The following is a 16,757-nucleotide window of genomic DNA, read 5'->3' on the forward strand; positions in this document are numbered from 1 at the left end:
CGCATACTAATCGGGAAAGTGTGCCTACCGTTGTGCCTGCCTCAACAGTAAAGTTACATTATCACAAGATTTTTAAATATTCCATAGAAATCTGGGATGCATGCACGCCAGGATGGGGGCATGGAGCAGTACCAAATACGCACAAACAAAGGAGAAGTGAAACATGGTAAAAAAGGGGAAGCATGTATTGGTTATCGTTTTTTCGCTCGTTCTGCTGCTGATTGCCGCACTTGCCGGATGCAGCACGAAGGAAAAAGAAGCGGCTGGAACACAGTCGCCATCCCCAGCGCCAAGCGGTACGGCATCGGCGAATAAGGGCGGCTCGGATAATGGAAAAGGCGGTCTGCCTGCCAAGTATGAACCTGCGATTAAGCTGAATACGGTCATGGCCAATTATTCGTATACCAAATTCGGTCAAGGCGATACCACCGACAACAATAGATGGACACGCTACATCAAAGAGAAGTATGGCATTGAGGTGCACTCCCTGTGGGATGTTCCCTTCGGGCAATATGAGCAAAAAGTAAATTTGATGATCGCGTCAGGCGAAATGCCGGACTTCTTCGGCGTCACTCCCTCGCAGTTCAAACAGCTTAGCGATGCGGGCAAGCTTGAAGACTTGACGGATATTTACAACAAATATGCTTCGGACACGATTAAGGAGGTTATCGCCGGCGCCGGAGCGGAGGTGCTCGAATCGGCCAAGATCAAGGGCAAGCTGATGGCTGTGCCATGGACGGGAGTTGCCAAGGAAGGCGTACCGATCTTGTGGATTCGCAAGGACTGGTATGAGAAGTTCAATTTGCAGCCGCCTACATCGATGAGCGATGTGTTGAAGATCGCTGAGCTTTTTGCGACAAAAGATCCTGACGGCAACAATAAGAACGATACGTTCGGCTTCGGACTGAACAAAAATTTGAGCGATAATTCCCTGATCGGATTTTTGAACGGCTATCACGCTTATCGCGACATTTGGGTGAAGGATGCTTCGGGGAACTTGGCCTTTAGCGATATTCAACCGCAAATGAAAACAGCGCTCACCCAATTGCAGACCTTGTACAAAAACGGCTGGATCGATAAAGAATTCGGCGTGAAAGATCCCCAGAAGGTCGAAGAAAATATCGGAGCGGGCAAAATAGGGATGTTTTTCGGCGACATGGGCAGCGCCTCTTCTCCGCTACAGCAGTTAACGCCCAATAACGAGTGGCTTCCTTTCCCTGTTCCATCTATAGACAATCAAGAGGCCAAGCTGCAAATTCCATTAAACATCTATAACTACTACTGGGTAGTAAAGAAAGGAACGGCGCATCCCGAAGCGATATTCCCGCTTATGCAAACCTGGCTGGATTTATTCTATAACAACACTTCGGATGACTTGTACAAGCAATACAACTATGACAGTGCAGCGGATGTCGCTTCTTGGATGAATGCCCCGATCAAAATTTATAAGACCAAACGGGCAACCAACCACCTTGCCGAGATGAAAGTATTGAATAGCGAAAGCAAGGATATTTCCGGCTTGACTCCCGAGCAGCGCGACAATTATACAGGCATACAAAAATATTTAGCGGGAGACAAAAAGTTCTGGAACGTTTATATGCAGGACGGCCCTAACAGTACAGGCAAAATCGCCGTCGACTATTTGAAAAAGGATCTCTACATGCCGACGCAATTTACCGGAACGCCAACGCCGGCCATGGTGCTGAAGAAAGCGAATCTGGATAAGCTGCGCGATCAAATGTACTTGAAAATTATTCAAGGCGCTTCTCCCGACGAGTTCGATCAATTTGTTGAGCAATGGAAGAAGCTGGGCGGAGACGAAATCACTAAAGAAGTGAATGAATGGTTGAAAAGCAAATAAACGAGATAGTTGAAAAGTACATCATGGATGACGGATTAGGAGTATGAAGGAAGGGGATAGGGCGGGAAGGGGGTGCTGATCTCCTTCCTGGCCCTCAGCCTTCTCGACGGAGCCGGGGGTGATTGCTTGAATAAACGATTCAGAACGGAATTGCCGCTTCATTTTATGCTGCTGCCGGGTGTTATCATCGTGCTGATTTATAACTACTTCCCTATGGGCGGCATTGTCATGGCCTTTCAAAACTTTGTACCGACTAAAGGGATCGCAGGATCCGAATGGGTAGGCTGGAGCAATTTCTCTTACTTATTCAGTTTGCCCGATACGAATCAAGTCATTGGGAACACGCTGTATATTGCGATTCTAAAAATTGCCGCCGGTTTGATCGCTCCGATCGTCGTGGCGCTGTTATTGAACGAGGTTGCCAAGCAGTGGTTTAAGAAGACGATTCAAACCTTAGTCTACATTCCGCATTTCCTGTCTTGGATTATTCTAGGCGGCATATTAATGGACCTCTTATCGCCTTCCGAAGGGGTAGTCAATCAGATCATCACGTCGCTCGGCTTAGAGCCTGTCTTTTTTCTGGGAGACAATACCTGGTTTCCGTTCACGCTTGTTATTTCGGACACTTGGAAGGAATTCGGCTTCAGTACGATTGTTTATTTGGCCGCATTGACAGGCATTAATCCGTCTCTCTACGAGTCGGCAGCGATAGATGGAGCCAATCATTGGAAACGCATGCTGCATATTACGCTTCCAGGCATGATGCCGGTTATCGTCCTTATGGTCACGTTAAGTATGGGAGCGGTGCTGAATGCCGGATTTGAACAGGTTTTCGTGCTTTATAGTCCGCAAGTTTACGAAAGCGGCGATATTATCGATACGATGGTGTACAGAATGGGTCTTGTCGATATGCAATACAGCGCCGCAACGGCTGTTGGCTTATTTAAATCATTCACTTCGCTGATTCTCATCAGCGTATCTTACTGGCTAGCGTACCGGTTTGCGAATTATCGTATTTTCTGAGAAAGGAGGCAATATGTTGGTAGAACACGCATCTTGGAGCAGGAAATGGTTTCTTTCTTTTAATTATATCGCGTTATCCATTATGGCTCTTGCTTGCTTATTTCCGATTATTCAAATGGTGGCCGTGTCTTTCAGTTCGGGAGCCGCCGCCTCTTCCGGGCGTGTCACGATATTTCCGATTGAATTTACGACGGACGCTTACCGCTATGTGATGCGTAACGATGCGTTTATGCAGGCGGTTTGGGTGTCGGTGAAACGGATTGCGCTGGGCAGCTCCCTGCAGATGCTGATGATGGTGCTGATCGCTTATCCGCTATCTAAAGACGTATCGATTTTCCGTTTTCGGACCGTGTATGTGTGGTTTTTTATGATCACCATTTTGTTTAGCGGCGGTTTGATTCCGACTTATTTGACGATCAAGATGACCGGCTTGCTGAATTCGATCTGGGCGCTGGTCATTCCTAGTGCGGTACCTGTTTTTAGCGTTGTGCTTTTGTTGAATTTTTTCAGAAATTTGCCCAAGGAACTGAGCGAGGCTGCTTTCATCGACGGTGCGGGACACTGGAAGACGCTGTGGAAAATATATATTCCGTTGTCTACGCCGGGACTGGCGACGCTGCTGCTGTTCTCGCTGGTTGGACATTGGAATTCCTGGTTCGATGGGATTATCTATATGAATTCGCCCGATCGTTATCCGCTGCAAAGCTATTTGCAGACGATTATTCTTCTGAAACAGGATTCCGCCGCTCTATCGGTGCTGGATGCGAATATTCTGGCCAATCTTTCCGACCGGACCTTAAAGTCTGCGCAAATCGGGCTTGGCGCGCTTCCCATCTTGCTTGTTTATCCTTTTCTGCAAAGATATTTTATGAAGGGGATTGTATTAGGCAGCGTGAAAGAGTAGAGAGTCGACCATTCCTTAGGGCGAGGCGTTCTCTTGTCCGTCCGGACAAAGCATACAAGCTTCATACGAGACCACGTCCATGGAGACGTGGTTTTTTAAATTTATCCTAAAAGGACGCCGAGCCGTTTATCCGTGTTATCTTGTAAGCGTGCTGCAAAAAAACAAATGACAAGAAACAGGTCGGTGTGGTAAGCTGTATTTGAGCAAAGTAATCGATTTCTATATGTTTTCTGTAAAGCATACGTGAGGAGGAGTCGGCATGAAAAAAGTCGTTTTGGTCGGAGCCGGCGGACGGGCGCTTCATATGTTCGCGAAGCCGCTTGCAACCGAGTTGAACGGCATCGTAGACTTTTGCGGGGTCTACGATCTTAATCCGGTACGGGCCAGGCTGCTAGGCGAAGAATGCGGCGTCCCGGCGTTTGACGGGTTTACGGAAATGATGGATGCGTGCAAGCCGGATACCGTCGTCGTAGCGACGACTGACAATACGCATCACACGTATATCATCGCCGCGCTGGAGGCCGGCTGCGACGTCATATCGGAGAAGCCGATGACGATCGACGCCGCCAAATGCAGAGCGATTCTTGAAGCGGAGGCGCGTACGGGACGGAAGGTGACGGTTACGTTCAATTTGCGCTTCATGCCTTATTTTGCGCGCATTAAGCAGCTGCTCGCCGACAATGCGATCGGCTCAATTCGCCACATCGCGATGGAATATTTTCTGGACCGTTCCCACGGCGCCGATTATTTCCGCAGATGGCACGCAGAGCTTGAGAAGAGCGGCGGACTGCTCGTGCATAAATCGACCCATCATTTCGATATTATCAACTGGTGGCTGAACGCTCATCCCGAGTCCGTTCATGCTTTCGGCACGAGAACCTTTTATGGGCCGACTCGCGAGCGCCGCGGGGAACGCTGTTCAACCTGCGAGTATGAACATACGTGCGAGTTCTATACGGACTATTCGCAGCAGGAATTCACGAACCGCTATTATTTGCAAGCGGAGAAAGAAGACGGCTACATCCGCGATCGGTGCGTCTTCCACGAGCGCATCGACATTTGCGACACGATGTCCGTACATGTCAAATACGACAACGGCGCGCTGTTGTCGTATTCACTCGTTACCTATAGTCCCGAGGAAGGCTGGACCGCGACTATTACGGGGACGGAAGGCAGGATGGAAGTTTCCTGCATGTACAGCGGCCCGAAAATGGAGAAAGACGCGTACCGCATCCGCATCGTCAAGCCGTCGGGCGAAACGATGGAGGAAGAAGTTCCTCTAACGGAGGGAGGACATGGAGGAGGGGACGAAAGACTGCGCGCAATGCTGTTCAAAGGCGGTATAGACGATCCGCTCGGTCAACAGGCTGACAGCACGGCAGGCGCGATGTCGCTGTTAATCGGCGCGGCCGCCAATCGCTCGATCGCGGAGAACAGGGCAATGGCGATTTCGGAATTATCGGCTCTCCTGTCGTGAGAACCATACTTATTGCAAGCATACCAAACAGAGGGAGTGGGATTCATGCATGTACATGTATCGCTAACGGCAAAGGAGCTGGGCGCCGCTGCGGCAGCCAAAGCTGCCGAAGTACTGAAGGAACGGATAGCCAAGCAGGGCGGCGCGCGTATCGTACTGTCCACGGGCGCATCGCAATTCACTTTTTTTGAGGCGCTGGCTCAGCATAAGATCGATTGGAGCAAGGTGGTTATGTTTCATCTGGATGAATATGTCGCTCTGCCGGATACGCATATCGCTAGCTTCCGCAAGTATTTGAAGGAACGTTTCCTGTCGTTCGCTCCCGTTGCACAGGCGTATTTTGTAACCGGCGAAGGCGACGTTCAACAAAATATTGCGGCGCTGACCGCCGAAATACGCAAAGCGCCGATCGACCTTGCCTTGATCGGCATCGGCGAGAACGCGCATATCGCTTTCAACGATCCGCCTGCCGACTTTGACACCGATGCCGCTTACCGTGTCGTCAATCTTGATGATGCCTGCAAAGCGCAGCAGGTGGGCGAAGGCTGGTTCGCCTCGCCGGGCGAAGTGCCGAAGCAAGCGATTACCATGACGGTCCGGCAAATCCTCAGCAGCGCTACGATCATTTCCTGCGTGCCGCATGCGGTGAAGGCGAATGCGATCCGCCAAACGCTTGGGAGCGATGTGACGAATATGGTGCCGGCTTCCATACTCAAGACGCATGCGGACTGGTGGCTTTATTTGGACGAAGAATCGGCATCCGGAATTGATGCGGAGCAGAAGGCAGCTTTATAGCAAACAAGCAGTAATCGGAAGCCGTCCGCCATTTTATCCGTCTTACGCATGAAAAATACGCGGATCGTTTCGGCCACTTGTTCGGCGGCGTCATCCCCGGCATTTTTACGGATGAGTTTAAGCTTATGGGTGATGCGGCATGGTCGCCTTACTTGGCTCCATTTTTTCGCGAATGTTTCGGATACGATATCGAGGACCGGCTTCCGGATCTGTTTATTTCCGTGGACGCACGCTCCGCGCAGATTCGTCACGATTACCGGCTTGCGCTCAGCAAGCTGCTGAAGGCGTCATTCGTTGAACCGATTGCCGAGTGGTGCAAGGAGCACCGACTGCTCATGACTGGTCATATCAGTCCGGAGGAGGACCCGGTCGGACAGACGAAATGGACGCCTTATTTGCTTTCTCTTCTAAGAAGCTTTCATTTGCCAGGGACCGATCTGATCGGAGGGAGAATCGGGAGCGCCGAATTCCCGCTGCTGCATCTGGGCCCCAAGATGGCGAGCTCTGCCGCGCACCATCTCGGCAAACGGGAGACGCTGGTCGAGCCCTTCGGAGCGAACGGCTGGGAGACCGATTTCAAGACGCTAATCAAAATGGCCGACTGGCTGTTCGTCATGGGGATTACCGACGTAGTTTCGCACGGACAATATTATTCCGTAGACGGGCTTCGCAAGAAGGAGGCTCCGCCTTCTTTTTTTTATCAGTCAAGCCACTGGATCGGAGGGACGCCGCAGATCGTGGCTTCGGCCGACGAAGAGGGAGATCCCGACAAAGCCTATGCGCATGTCCCCGATAAATTCTGGACGAAGCAAATCGACGGCACCCACGTAGTGGAAGAGCTTGACCTTGCAATCGACAGAGACTTGACGCTGTGGAAGGCTCAGCCTGACGGCGAAGCGGTTCAGCTGCCGGCACAAGCCTATGTGCATACGCGGATGGCAGGGGCGGTTCGGCGAATGATGGTTACGAACGCTCTGGACGAAACGCAAGCTGTGAGGCTGCAGCATCCTTTAACCGGAGAGCGCATGGCGCTCGTCATGCCGCCGCACCGGTCGGTACTGCTGGACGTATTTGTGGACGGGTTTGCGCTTAGAGCCTAAGCGGGGCGTTTAAGGAAGGGAGGCAAGCCGGCGGTTGCTCTGGACTGGAGAGAGGAAGCGCTGGATGCGATGGAGGCTTCTTCCGCAATCGATATATCCCGTGACTGGCAGCTTGCTCCGAAGGACGACAATGTGCTGATCTTGTCCCATTGGCATTTCTGGGAGCTTGCGCCGAAGGGCGGTCAGCCGGTCACCGCTGCGCCTGCTTTCAACGTTTTGGAGCAGCCGGGCGTTAGGTTTCGTCAAGGAGGACACGGGTATTGCAGGTTTTATGCGAAGGGGAATCCGGGACCGACCTTCCTCGTTTATGAGACGTCGGCATGGACGGGCGCATGCAGAATCGATATCGGGCCTTTCCTGAAGCGAGGCACAGGCGTGCAGATGAACGTCGTTGAGATTCATTTTGGAGAAGAAGGACTGCTCCTCGAACCGTTTCGGCTTTACGGAGATTTCAAGGTCTCGTTTCCGCATGCGGGGTTTCCGCCCGGCCGTTTGGATTACAAACCAGCCCAAGGCTCGCTGCGGGAGCTGGACAGCTGGGACGACATCGGTTACCCGCATTTCGCGGGTACGATGCTCTACAAGAAGGAAGTCGCGCTATCGGAGGAATGGCTTGCCGGAGCGGAAACGGTATGGCCTTATGCGGAGGAAATCAACGATGTCGCCCGGCTGGTTGTTAATGGAGAGGAACAGGGTAACGTACTTTGCGAACCGTTTGCCTGGGAGATTTTGTCCGTATTGCAGGCGGGGATTAACCGGATTGGGATCGAAGCGGCAAACAGCCCGGTCGCGTTGTTCGAAGGCGGACGGAAGCGCGCGGGCATTCGCGGACGCGTCCTGCTTTTGAAACGATAACGGTTTCGCAGGCCCGGTTGCGGGTTTGCCCGCTAAACCGGGTCGCCTGTATGCGGAACGCGAAATAGCCGATTGCTGCAGCAAGCAGAATACGAACGCAACACAAGAAAGGAACGGGGGACGCTAGTATGGATTGGACCGTGAAGGAACTGGAAAACTTCGCGCTTAGTATATACGATGTCAAGGATCAGCTTCGGCAGCATGTTTATAAGAGATCCGCCGAGGCGTTTGCCGCGGGAGACCGAATGAGGGACGAGATCGTGACGCGGGAGCAGCTCGAGAATCGGCGCGAGGAAGCGCGCGAGGCGTTCCTCGAAGGAATCGGAGGCTTGCCGGCATCCGAAGCGCCTCTGCATGCGACGGTCACCGGACACGTACAGCTTGAGGGCATGCGTATCGACGCCCTTATTTACGAATCGCGGCCGAACACGCACGTAACCGCTTCCTTGTACGTACCGGATGGTCTATCGGAGCCGACGGGGGCCGTCTTATTCGTTTGCGGCCATTTTGAAGAAGGAAGACTTGCGCCCAATTATCAGGCCGTCTGCCAGACGATCGCATCGAGAGGCCTTCTCGTTCTTGCCATTGACCCGCTTGGACAAGGCGAGCGCTCCGGCTACTACGATCACGCTACCGGCGAGATGGCGGTTCCGCGCAGCACGTCCGATCACGAGCAGGCCGGCGCGCAGTGCTGGCCGCTTGGCGACGGACTTGCCCGGTATTTTCTGCACGACATCGTCCGGGCGATCGATTATTTGCAAACGCGGCCGGATGTCGACCCTGCCAGAATCGGCATCACCGGCAATTCCGGCGGCGGCTTGCAAACCACAATGGCGATGCTGACGGATCGCAGGATTGCGGCAGCAGCCCCGGCTACCTTCGTGATGAACCGCGAATCGTACTTGTATGCCGGGCAAGGACAAGATGCGGAGCAAATATGGCCGGGTATGTCGGCGAAGGGCTTCGATCATGAGGATCTGCTGATGGCTATGGCGCCGAGGCCGGTACTTGTGCTTGCGGCTCAGTACGATTTCTTCCCAATTGAAGGCACCAGAAGGACGGTCGAACGAAGCAAACGGTTCTGGGAGATGTACGGCAAAGGGAAGTTGGCTCAACTGGAGCTTTACGAGGACCGGTGCCGGCATTGCTATTCGGAGGGGATGGCTCAAGCGGCGGCGGCCTTTTTTGCAGAGCGCTTCCTCGGCCGCAAGACGGTACCATCCGTTATCGAGTCGCCGCGAGCCGCTGCCGACAATCCGTCCTTCGAGCCGGTTGACGCCGAAAAGTTGTTCGCCACTAGCAGCGGGCAGGTGCGGGGCCATTTTGCAGGAGAACGCGGTCCGTGGGAGGAAAACGTCGATCGGGCACGCGAATGGGAACGCCTCCGTTTGAGCATCCCGGACCAAGAGCGCAAAGAAGCGGCGTTGGCATGGCTGGAGCAAACGGTTATGGGGAACCGCAAGGCAGCCGAGCTGAATCCCCGGCATTTGCCGCTGGGTACGATAGACGGATTAGAAATCGACAGCTGGCTCTGGTGGAGCCAGGAAGGACTGCACAATCACGCGTTCCTGTTTCGGGACGGCGCTAACGAAGGCGGCAAACAGCCTTTGATTATAGCCGTTTGGGAACGGGGAACGAGAGCTTTAAGCTCCCGAATGAAGTGGATCAAAGAGAAAACGGAAGCGGGCCATGCCGTCATGGTGCTGGATGTGAGCGGGGAAGGCGTTGTTACGCCGAATGCGATCAGCCCGCGCGGCTTATACGATTCGTTCGGTACGCTGCATAAGCTGACGACCGATTTACTGTTTCTGGGCGACAGTCTGGCGGCGATTCGCGCTTACGATGTTCTGAGGTCCGTGGACATGGCTGTACAGCCGGATCATATAGCAGCCGAAACGATAGAGATATACGGGGAAGGCGGATTCAGTCTCTATACGAAACTTGCCCAGGCGCTCGATCGGGAGCGGCGGGTCCGTAAATGGACGTTCAGCGGGGGATTCAGCCGCGTCGAGGATTGGCTGAACGAGCGACATTACGTGCAGTACGACGTGCTGAGCACGGTTTTGCCGGGCATGCTGCGGCATTTCGACCTGCCGGATCTTGCGTGGTGGGCGGACGCGTAACGATTCTCAAAGTGCGATGAGGAAGATTGGATTCATTCACAAGCTACGGATGGGTGTAAGGGCGATGAAAAAAACCGCTCACGGACCCATGCCGGACATGGCAATGAACCGGCGGATATCCATGGAAGAGAAAGTATGTTAATATATAACCTAGTTGAAACCGATTACTATTAACGATTTCAGCACCTATTTTGTCCAATTGGTGGTTATCGACATGCAGAAACGAGTGACGATTCATGATATCGCGAAAGAGGCCGGCGTATCTTCCGCTACCGTTTCGCGAGTGCTCAGCAATAGCGATTATCCGGTTAGCGCCAAGCTCCGCACCAAGATCCAGAATTTGGCCGAGCAATTGAACTACATTCCGAATATGATAGGGAAACAGCTCAAAACGGATAACAATATGACGATCGGCGTCATTATTCCGACGATCAGCAACCCGTTCTATGCGGCTGTCATGCTGGGCGTCGAGGAAGCCGCTCGCAAAAGCGGCTACCATGTGCTTCTCTGCAATTCGCTGCAGGACGGCAGTTTGGAAGAAGGCTATTTGAAAACATTGTTCGAGAAGCAAGTCAAAGGCGTCATTCTGTCTTCGATCTCGGGCAACCGCAAGCTGATGACGCATTTGATCAAAATGGGATTGAATGTTATCGCCATCGACCAAAAGCTGGACTTGCCGGATGTGCTGCAGATCGAATTCGATTACCGCCGCGGCGGCCATATGGCGGCCAGCTATTTGCTGGAAAAGGGACACCGCAAAATCGGATACGTAACGGCACCGCTCGACAGGCCTAGCCGTCAGCATATTTACCAGGGCTTCTTCGAAGCGCTGCATGCGGCGGGTGTGGACAAGAATGACAGCTACGTACAAATCGCCGACGAAGAGAAGGAAGTGTACGACGGGATTTACGAGTTCGAGAACGGCAAGCTGCTGACTCGCAATTTATTACAGTTGAAGGAGCTTCCGACCGCCATATTTGCCTGTAACGACTTGACGGCTTTCGGCGTCATCAACGAGCTTGCCGCGAACGGACTACGCGTGCCGGAGGATATCTCGGTGATGGGCTTCGACAACATCGAATTCAGCCGGATGGTTACGCCGGCTCTAACGACGATCAAGCAGCCGAACTACGAAATGGGCAAGCTTGCATGCACGATGCTGCTCGATAAGCTGCGTAAAGAAAACAATCATGAAATGGACGTCATGCTGCTTCCCAAATTGATCGTCCGCGATTCGGTCAGACCGACCGAGGGATGAGGGTTAAGCGGTTCGGCCGGTTGGGTTACGGCGCGGGCAGATAAAGACAAAGGGAAACAACCCCATACGCAAAGACGATTAAGCGATGGAGCGAAAGCCGAATCGCATTTTTTATAAGTATTTAGTAATCGATTACTGTTAAAGTAAATCAATCGAGTCGAAGGGGGCATGTACCAATGAAATGGTCGGGTAAACGGTACGATACGGGACAATGCGTGGAGGTTACTGCATCCGGCGGGAAAATCGCCGCGATCGATCCTATTGCTTATGACGGAAAGCTGCCTTGGCTGTCGCCGGGCTGGATCGATCTTCAGGTGAACGGCTTCGCCGGATGCGACCTGAATGGCGACGCGACCGATCCGGAGGAGGTGCTCGGCGTTACAAAGGCGATGTTCGCCTGCGGCGTGACGGGCTACTTGCCTACGGTCATCACAGGCAGCTTCGAACGCATTCATCAGGCGCTTACGGCCATCAAGCAGGCAATCGCATCGGGCGAAGATTCGGCCGGGGCGATATGCGGCATCCATGTGGAAGGGCCCTACTTAAGCGGGGAAGACGGCCCTCGAGGCGCTCACGACCGCCGCCATATAAGAGATCCGGATCTTAAGGAATTCGACAGGTGGCAGGAAGCGTCCGGCGGTATGATCAAGCTGGTGACGATTGCTCCCGAACGGCAAGGGGCGCCGGCTTTCGTCCGCGAGCTTACGAACGAAGGCGTAGCCGTCAGTATCGGCCACACGATGGCGACCGCCGCGCAGATCGAAGCTGCGGTTGCCGCAGGCGCTTCGCTCTCCACGCATCTCGGCAATGGCGCCCACCCGGTTTTGCCGCGCCATCCCAACTATATATGGGACCAGCTTGCCGAAGACGGCTTGCAGGCGATGTTTATCGCCGACGGCCATCATTTGCCTGCAAACACGCTGAAAGCGATGATGCGCGCGAAGCGGGACCGGTTCATCATCGTGAGCGATTGCGTGAAGTTCGGCGGCATGGCGCCCGGCGTATACAAGAGCTTGATCGGCTCCGAAGTGGAACTGCTGCCGAACGGCCGCCTGCAGACGGCGGCAAACCCGGCGATATTGGCGGGCTCCGCGCAATCGATCGATCGCGGAGTAGAGAATGCGGTAAAGCTTGCCGGCCTAAGTCTGAAGGAAGCGGTCGAGGCTGTAACGCTGCGTCCTGCAGCGGCAGTCGGACTTCGTCACTGCGGCAAGCTCGAACCGGGGGCGGATGCCAGCCTGACGCTTTTTGATTTCTCGGAGGGGGCCGGGAAGCTGTCGGTTCGGGAAACCGTACTAAAAGGGAAAACGGTATTTAAGCAGACGCCGTAGCGATCTGGTCGTATGCCCGCAGCAATAGTAGCAAGCTCTCCCCGGCGTTCCGGCCGTTTAGGAAATTGACAATCGCCGTCTCCAGCCGTTACATTAACTAGTAGCGTGTTTGACTTGGACGATCGGACATAGCGGGATTCGCCCCGCAAACATGCGATCGGATTGCGAAGAGTCAACGCACGGCGGAGGTGAACGGGTGAAGGGCATACGCAAGGAAACGCTTTCCCAGCAAGCGGGCGAAAGCATTAAAGCATATATCGAACAAATGAGGCTCCAGCCCGGCGATAAGCTGCCGTCCGAGAAACAGCTGATCGACAGATACGGCGTCAGCCGGACGGTTGTGCGCGAGGCACTGAAGTCGCTGGAAACGGTAGGGATCATTCAGATGAAGCCGGGCGACGGCATCTATGTAGCGCGTCCTTCGATCAGCGGGATGTCGCATCATTTTACGTTCCATTGGAACCGGAAGCCGCAAACCGTAAAGGAATTGCTGCAAATTCGCGTTTCTCTGGAGCTTTTCGCGATTGAGCTGACCGTCATGCTTCGCGACGAGGAACGAATCGCGCAAATGTCGTACTGGGTCGAGGAAATGGAAAGAAAACTGAAGGATGGCGGCGGAATCGTACACGAGGATTTGCAGTTTCACCGTTCGCTTTTTCGCGCTTCCGGCAATGATACGCTTTGCGAATTGAGCGAGTTTATCGCTGGCTTTTTCGTGCCGATGGAGGGCGTGGCTTCCACCTTGCACACTCCGGATCCGTTATCGCTTCTGGAGCACAAGCAGATTTTGCACTGGATTCGAGCCGGGGATACGGAGAAAGCCAAAGCTTGCATGCGCGATCATTTGCGTCCGCTGGAATTGTTTGTGGCTTCGCTGGAAGCGAATCCAGACGGCGGAGAAGAGAAGCATTAACGAAAGGGAAGGAGTAGAGGCATGACACAGCCAATGGAACCGACTGAGCCGCTGCAGCGCAATATGCTGAGTCATTTGGCTAGCGACCGGATCAGAGCTTATATCAGTGAAAACGGACTCAAGCCCGGCGACAAGCTCCCGACCGAACGGGATCTGGCCGAACGGCTTCAAGTCAGCCGGACCGTCGTCAGGGAAGCGCTAAATCAGCTGGAGACGCTCGGCCTGATTTTCAAAGTGCAGGGCAGCGGGATTTTCATCGCCCAGCCGAACTTGACGGTGTTCTTTCGTCAGCTGCTTTCGGGCTGGGAAGGAGACGACCAGAGCGTAGGAAAGCTTCTCGACTTCCGGCTCATGCTGGAGCAGGCCGCTCTTAGCGAAATCGCCGATCGCGCGCAAGATGAGGATTACGCGATGCTCGAACGGCTGATTGACGAAGCGGAGCGAACGGATATCGACCCTGCGAGGTTTCTGGCACTTGATGCGCAATTTCATCGCGAGCTGCTTAAGCTTACCCGCAACGATCTGTTTTACCAACTCGTGGCCGTCGTGCAGGATTATTTTGTGGCGATCGAGAGGAACGGTTTGCAGCCGCTGGGAGGCGCCAGTCAAGCGACGCTTCAAGAGCATCGGGCGCTCATTTCCTTGCTTAGGAACCGCAAGCTGGACGAGGCGAGACAGCTGCTGCGCAAGCATCTGCATCTCAAATCGAAATAACGGTTTCGGCGAAACGGACGGACTCCGTTTCGTTCATTTATCAGAAAGTAAATCGTGGAAGTCGCTCTAAATCTAGCTAAACGCGCTTGTCCCTAAAAGGACAGCGAAGCCGTTTATCCTTGATTTTTTCGTTGACCGTTCGGTTTGGAAGTGTTATCATCAAATTGGTCAGACCATAGTATATAAAGAGACGTCATTCATACGGGTGAAACCTGAAAGAATGTAACTAGGAGGCCTTGATACTCATGCTCGCAGATTCCAGCAAGCTCGGCGTATGGCGATATGAAAAGTTGCTTCCTCCGGTGGCGGAGGAACGGCAAATATCGTTGGGGGAGGGCCGAACCCCGCTTGTGAAGAGCGTAGGCATCGCCAGGGCGCTCGGATTAAATAACCTGTATTTCAAGATCGAATCCGGCAATCCTACCGGATCCTATAAAGACCGGATCGCTGCGGTCGGCGTTTCCTGGGCGCTGCAGCAAGGGAAAACGGCATGCATCGGCACGACTTCCGGCAACGCCGGCGCTTCCGTCGCAGCTTATGCGGCGCGTGCGGGCATTCCTTATCACCTGTATGTGCTGGAGCATATCGTAGAGGCGAAGCTGCTTCAAGTCGTCGCACACGGCGCTAACGTGACGAAAGTTAAAGGGTTCGGCGAAAGCATTGCGGTCGGCGACGGCGTATTCGCCCATATCAAGCGCCAAGCGGAACGGATGAACTGGGAATCGATGATCACCGCCTACAAATTCAATGCCGTAGCGATGGAAGGCGTAAAAACGATCGCATACGAGCTGTACGACGACTGGAATGAGGCGGTCCCGGACGCCGTATTCGTGCCGGTTGGGGGCGGCGGCCTTTTTACCGGTATTCGCAAAGGCTTTGAAGATATTCATCGTTTGAATGGAACAGCTGTTCCTTCGATGGTCGCCGTGCAATCGGAAGGCTGCGACAATATCGTGCGGGGGTGGAAGCAGGGAAGCGAAACGGCTGCAGGAGGAGATTCGACCTCGCAGATTTCCGGCCTGCAGGTGCCGAATCCGCCGGACGGAGACGACGTGCTTCGCGTTCTGAATGCGGGCGAAGGCTGGGCCGAGGCGGTGCCGGACACGGAAACCTGGTTCTGGCAGGAGCAGTTGGCGGATAAGGAAGGGATTCTTTGCGAGCCTGCTGCGGCGATTTCAGTGGCGGGTGCAGCGAAAGCGCTTAAGGAGGGGCGGATCGGCCCTGAAACGTCTGTGGTATGCGTGCTCTCAGGAGCGGGCTACAAAGATGCGGGACGGCTGCAGGCCATCGTCAAGAGCAAGCCGGCGGTTCCTTTAAAATCGGTGGAAGAGCTCGGTTAGGTTGTCGATTCATAGGATTTGAATAGCGAGTCGAAATCGCAGGAGCAGAGCAGGGAGGCGGCAAACATGATTAAAGTCGGATTGATTGGTCTCGGCAGGTTCTCCATCTATCATTTGCAGTCGATACGGCAAATTCCCGGGGTAAGCATCACGGCTGTTGCCGATTTGAATCCGGAACGCGTAGAAAGCGTCCAGAACGAATACGGCTGCGCCGGATATACGGACTGGCGGCGTATGCTGGAAGAGGAGCAGCTGGACGCGGTCACGGTGCTGACCCCGGAGCACATTCACGAAGAGCCGGTTGTCACAGCGCTCCAAGCAGGGTGTCACGTATTTGTCGAGAAGCCGCTGGCTATCGATTCCGAAGCGTGCGAACGCATGATCGCGGAGGCCGAGAAGGCGAATAAGCTGCTCATGGTCGGCCATGTATGCCGCTTCGGCATCCGCCAGATCGAAATGAAGCGAACGGTCGATTCGGGTAAGCTTGGCAATCTTCGTTCCATTTACGGCAGGCGCAATAACGGCAGCCGGTATTTTCCAATCTACCGCCGCGTAGATCCGGTGTATATTCTTGGCATACACGACATCGATCTGATGCACTGGCTATCCGGTTCGTCTGTAACCGAGGTGTTCGCGCACAGCTCCGGTCCTGCGGAAGGCGGCATCGACCTGCAGTGGGCGATGCTGAAGTTTGCGAGCGGCATGATGGGCATCGTGGAAAGCAGCTGGCTCGTACCGAACGGCGCGCCCGCGGAGGTCGACGTCCGGATGGAAGTCGTCGGGGAACGCGGCACCGTACATTTTCAGGAGCCGGATGACGGTCTGGCGATTTGGGGAGACGAAACGACCGAGAACGGCGTGCTTTACGATTGGCAGCCGCGGTACGGGCGGGTGGCGGGCGCGCTGCTGGAGGAGCTGCATCATTTCTACGATTGCGTCCGCAGCGGACGGAAGTCGGACATTTTGCTGCCGGAGGATGCGCTAGCCGCCGTTCGCGTGGCCGAAGCGGTCGTTCTTTCCTGCCAAACCGGCAAGCCGGTCTTGCTCGGCTGACGAAAGCATT

Annotated in this window: 13 protein-coding genes and 1 pseudogene; all 14 read left to right on the forward strand. The window is 54.2% G+C overall.

The genetic code is table 11. From position 1 onward, the window contains the following. Positions 1-163: 163 nt before the first annotated feature. The 14 genes and pseudogenes from ACKGJP_RS14775 to ACKGJP_RS14840 all read left to right on the forward strand — a co-directional run bounded on the left by ACKGJP_RS14775 (position 164) and on the right by ACKGJP_RS14840 (position 16,747). Positions 164-1,861, forward strand: coding sequence for a hypothetical protein (locus ACKGJP_RS14775; protein WP_409346384.1), 1,698 nt, complete (start codon positions 164-166; stop codon positions 1,859-1,861). Between the two features lie 165 nt (positions 1,862-2,026). After that, on the forward strand, positions 2,027-2,884 hold the full coding sequence (locus ACKGJP_RS14780) for an ABC transporter permease (protein ID WP_409347167.1): 858 nt from the start codon (positions 2,027-2,029) through the stop codon (positions 2,882-2,884). A gap of 13 nt (positions 2,885-2,897) precedes the next feature. Beyond that, positions 2,898-3,788 (forward strand): carbohydrate ABC transporter permease, encoded by an 891-nt coding sequence (locus tag ACKGJP_RS14785; protein WP_409346385.1) that lies wholly within the window; start codon positions 2,898-2,900, stop codon positions 3,786-3,788. 259 nt (positions 3,789-4,047) lie between these two features. Continuing rightward, positions 4,048-5,265, forward strand: a complete 1,218-nt coding sequence (locus tag ACKGJP_RS14790) for a Gfo/Idh/MocA family oxidoreductase (protein ID WP_409346386.1) — start codon at positions 4,048-4,050, stop codon at positions 5,263-5,265. Positions 5,266-5,310: 45 nt separating this feature from the next. Then, entirely contained in the window at positions 5,311-6,060 is a 750-nt protein-coding gene (locus ACKGJP_RS14795; RefSeq protein WP_409346387.1) for a 6-phosphogluconolactonase, read from the forward strand. Positions 6,061-6,089: 29 nt separating this feature from the next. Further along, a pseudogene (locus ACKGJP_RS14800) lies at positions 6,090-7,160 on the forward strand (hypothetical protein); the annotation flags it as partial. 69 nt (positions 7,161-7,229) lie between these two features. Then, positions 7,230-8,015 carry a hypothetical protein gene (locus tag ACKGJP_RS14805; protein WP_409346388.1) on the forward strand — a complete coding sequence of 262 codons (786 nt, stop codon included), beginning with the start codon at positions 7,230-7,232 and terminating at the stop codon, positions 8,013-8,015. A 128-nt stretch (positions 8,016-8,143) separates the two neighbouring features. Beyond that, positions 8,144-10,138: an alpha/beta hydrolase family protein gene (locus ACKGJP_RS14810; RefSeq protein ID WP_409346389.1), complete on the forward strand. Its 1,995-nt coding sequence runs from the start codon at positions 8,144-8,146 to the stop codon at positions 10,136-10,138. 214 nt (positions 10,139-10,352) lie between these two features. Then, complete coding sequence (locus ACKGJP_RS14815; protein ID WP_409346390.1) at positions 10,353-11,396, forward strand: LacI family DNA-binding transcriptional regulator; 1,044 nt, start codon at positions 10,353-10,355, stop codon at positions 11,394-11,396. A gap of 176 nt (positions 11,397-11,572) precedes the next feature. Next, positions 11,573-12,727 (forward strand): N-acetylglucosamine-6-phosphate deacetylase, encoded by a 1,155-nt coding sequence (locus tag ACKGJP_RS14820; RefSeq protein ID WP_409346391.1) that lies wholly within the window; start codon positions 11,573-11,575, stop codon positions 12,725-12,727. A gap of 196 nt (positions 12,728-12,923) precedes the next feature. Further along, entirely contained in the window at positions 12,924-13,640 is a 717-nt protein-coding gene (locus ACKGJP_RS14825; protein ID WP_409346392.1) for a FadR/GntR family transcriptional regulator, read from the forward strand. Between the two features lie 21 nt (positions 13,641-13,661). Beyond that, positions 13,662-14,354 carry a FadR/GntR family transcriptional regulator gene (locus ACKGJP_RS14830; RefSeq protein WP_409346393.1) on the forward strand — a complete coding sequence of 231 codons (693 nt, stop codon included), beginning with the start codon at positions 13,662-13,664 and terminating at the stop codon, positions 14,352-14,354. Between the two features lie 245 nt (positions 14,355-14,599). Continuing rightward, positions 14,600-15,694 (forward strand): threonine synthase, encoded by a 1,095-nt coding sequence (thrC, locus tag ACKGJP_RS14835; RefSeq protein WP_409346394.1) that lies wholly within the window; start codon positions 14,600-14,602, stop codon positions 15,692-15,694. 66 nt (positions 15,695-15,760) lie between these two features. Then, on the forward strand, positions 15,761-16,747 hold the full coding sequence (locus ACKGJP_RS14840; RefSeq protein ID WP_409346395.1) for a Gfo/Idh/MocA family protein: 987 nt from the start codon (positions 15,761-15,763) through the stop codon (positions 16,745-16,747). The last annotated feature ends 10 nt before the right edge of the window (positions 16,748-16,757 follow it).

This window comes from Paenibacillus litoralis (assembly GCF_046244365.1).
Classification (GTDB): Bacteria; Bacillota; Bacilli; order Paenibacillales; family NBRC-103111; genus Paenibacillus_V.

What these genes read in the sequence shown, in the direction of transcription:
- ACKGJP_RS14775 (WP_409346384.1), top strand. Translation starts at nt 164, where the DNA reads ATGGTAAAAAAGGGGAAGCATGTATTGGTTATCGTTTTTTCGCTCGTT.
- ACKGJP_RS14780 (WP_409347167.1), top strand. Translation starts at nt 2,027, where the DNA reads ATGCTGCTGCCGGGTGTTATCATCGTGCTGATTTATAACTACTTCCCT.
- ACKGJP_RS14785 (WP_409346385.1), top strand. Translation starts at nt 2,898, where the DNA reads ATGTTGGTAGAACACGCATCTTGGAGCAGGAAATGGTTTCTTTCTTTT.
- ACKGJP_RS14790 (WP_409346386.1), top strand. Translation starts at nt 4,048, where the DNA reads ATGAAAAAAGTCGTTTTGGTCGGAGCCGGCGGACGGGCGCTTCATATG.
- ACKGJP_RS14795 (WP_409346387.1), top strand. Translation starts at nt 5,311, where the DNA reads ATGCATGTACATGTATCGCTAACGGCAAAGGAGCTGGGCGCCGCTGCG.
- ACKGJP_RS14805 (WP_409346388.1), top strand. Translation starts at nt 7,230, where the DNA reads ATGGAGGCTTCTTCCGCAATCGATATATCCCGTGACTGGCAGCTTGCT.
- ACKGJP_RS14810 (WP_409346389.1), top strand. Translation starts at nt 8,144, where the DNA reads ATGGATTGGACCGTGAAGGAACTGGAAAACTTCGCGCTTAGTATATAC.
- ACKGJP_RS14815 (WP_409346390.1), top strand. Translation starts at nt 10,353, where the DNA reads ATGCAGAAACGAGTGACGATTCATGATATCGCGAAAGAGGCCGGCGTA.
- ACKGJP_RS14820 (WP_409346391.1), top strand. Translation starts at nt 11,573, where the DNA reads ATGAAATGGTCGGGTAAACGGTACGATACGGGACAATGCGTGGAGGTT.
- ACKGJP_RS14830 (WP_409346393.1), top strand. Translation starts at nt 13,662, where the DNA reads ATGACACAGCCAATGGAACCGACTGAGCCGCTGCAGCGCAATATGCTG.
- thrC (WP_409346394.1), top strand. Translation starts at nt 14,600, where the DNA reads ATGCTCGCAGATTCCAGCAAGCTCGGCGTATGGCGATATGAAAAGTTG.
- ACKGJP_RS14840 (WP_409346395.1), top strand. Translation starts at nt 15,761, where the DNA reads ATGATTAAAGTCGGATTGATTGGTCTCGGCAGGTTCTCCATCTATCAT.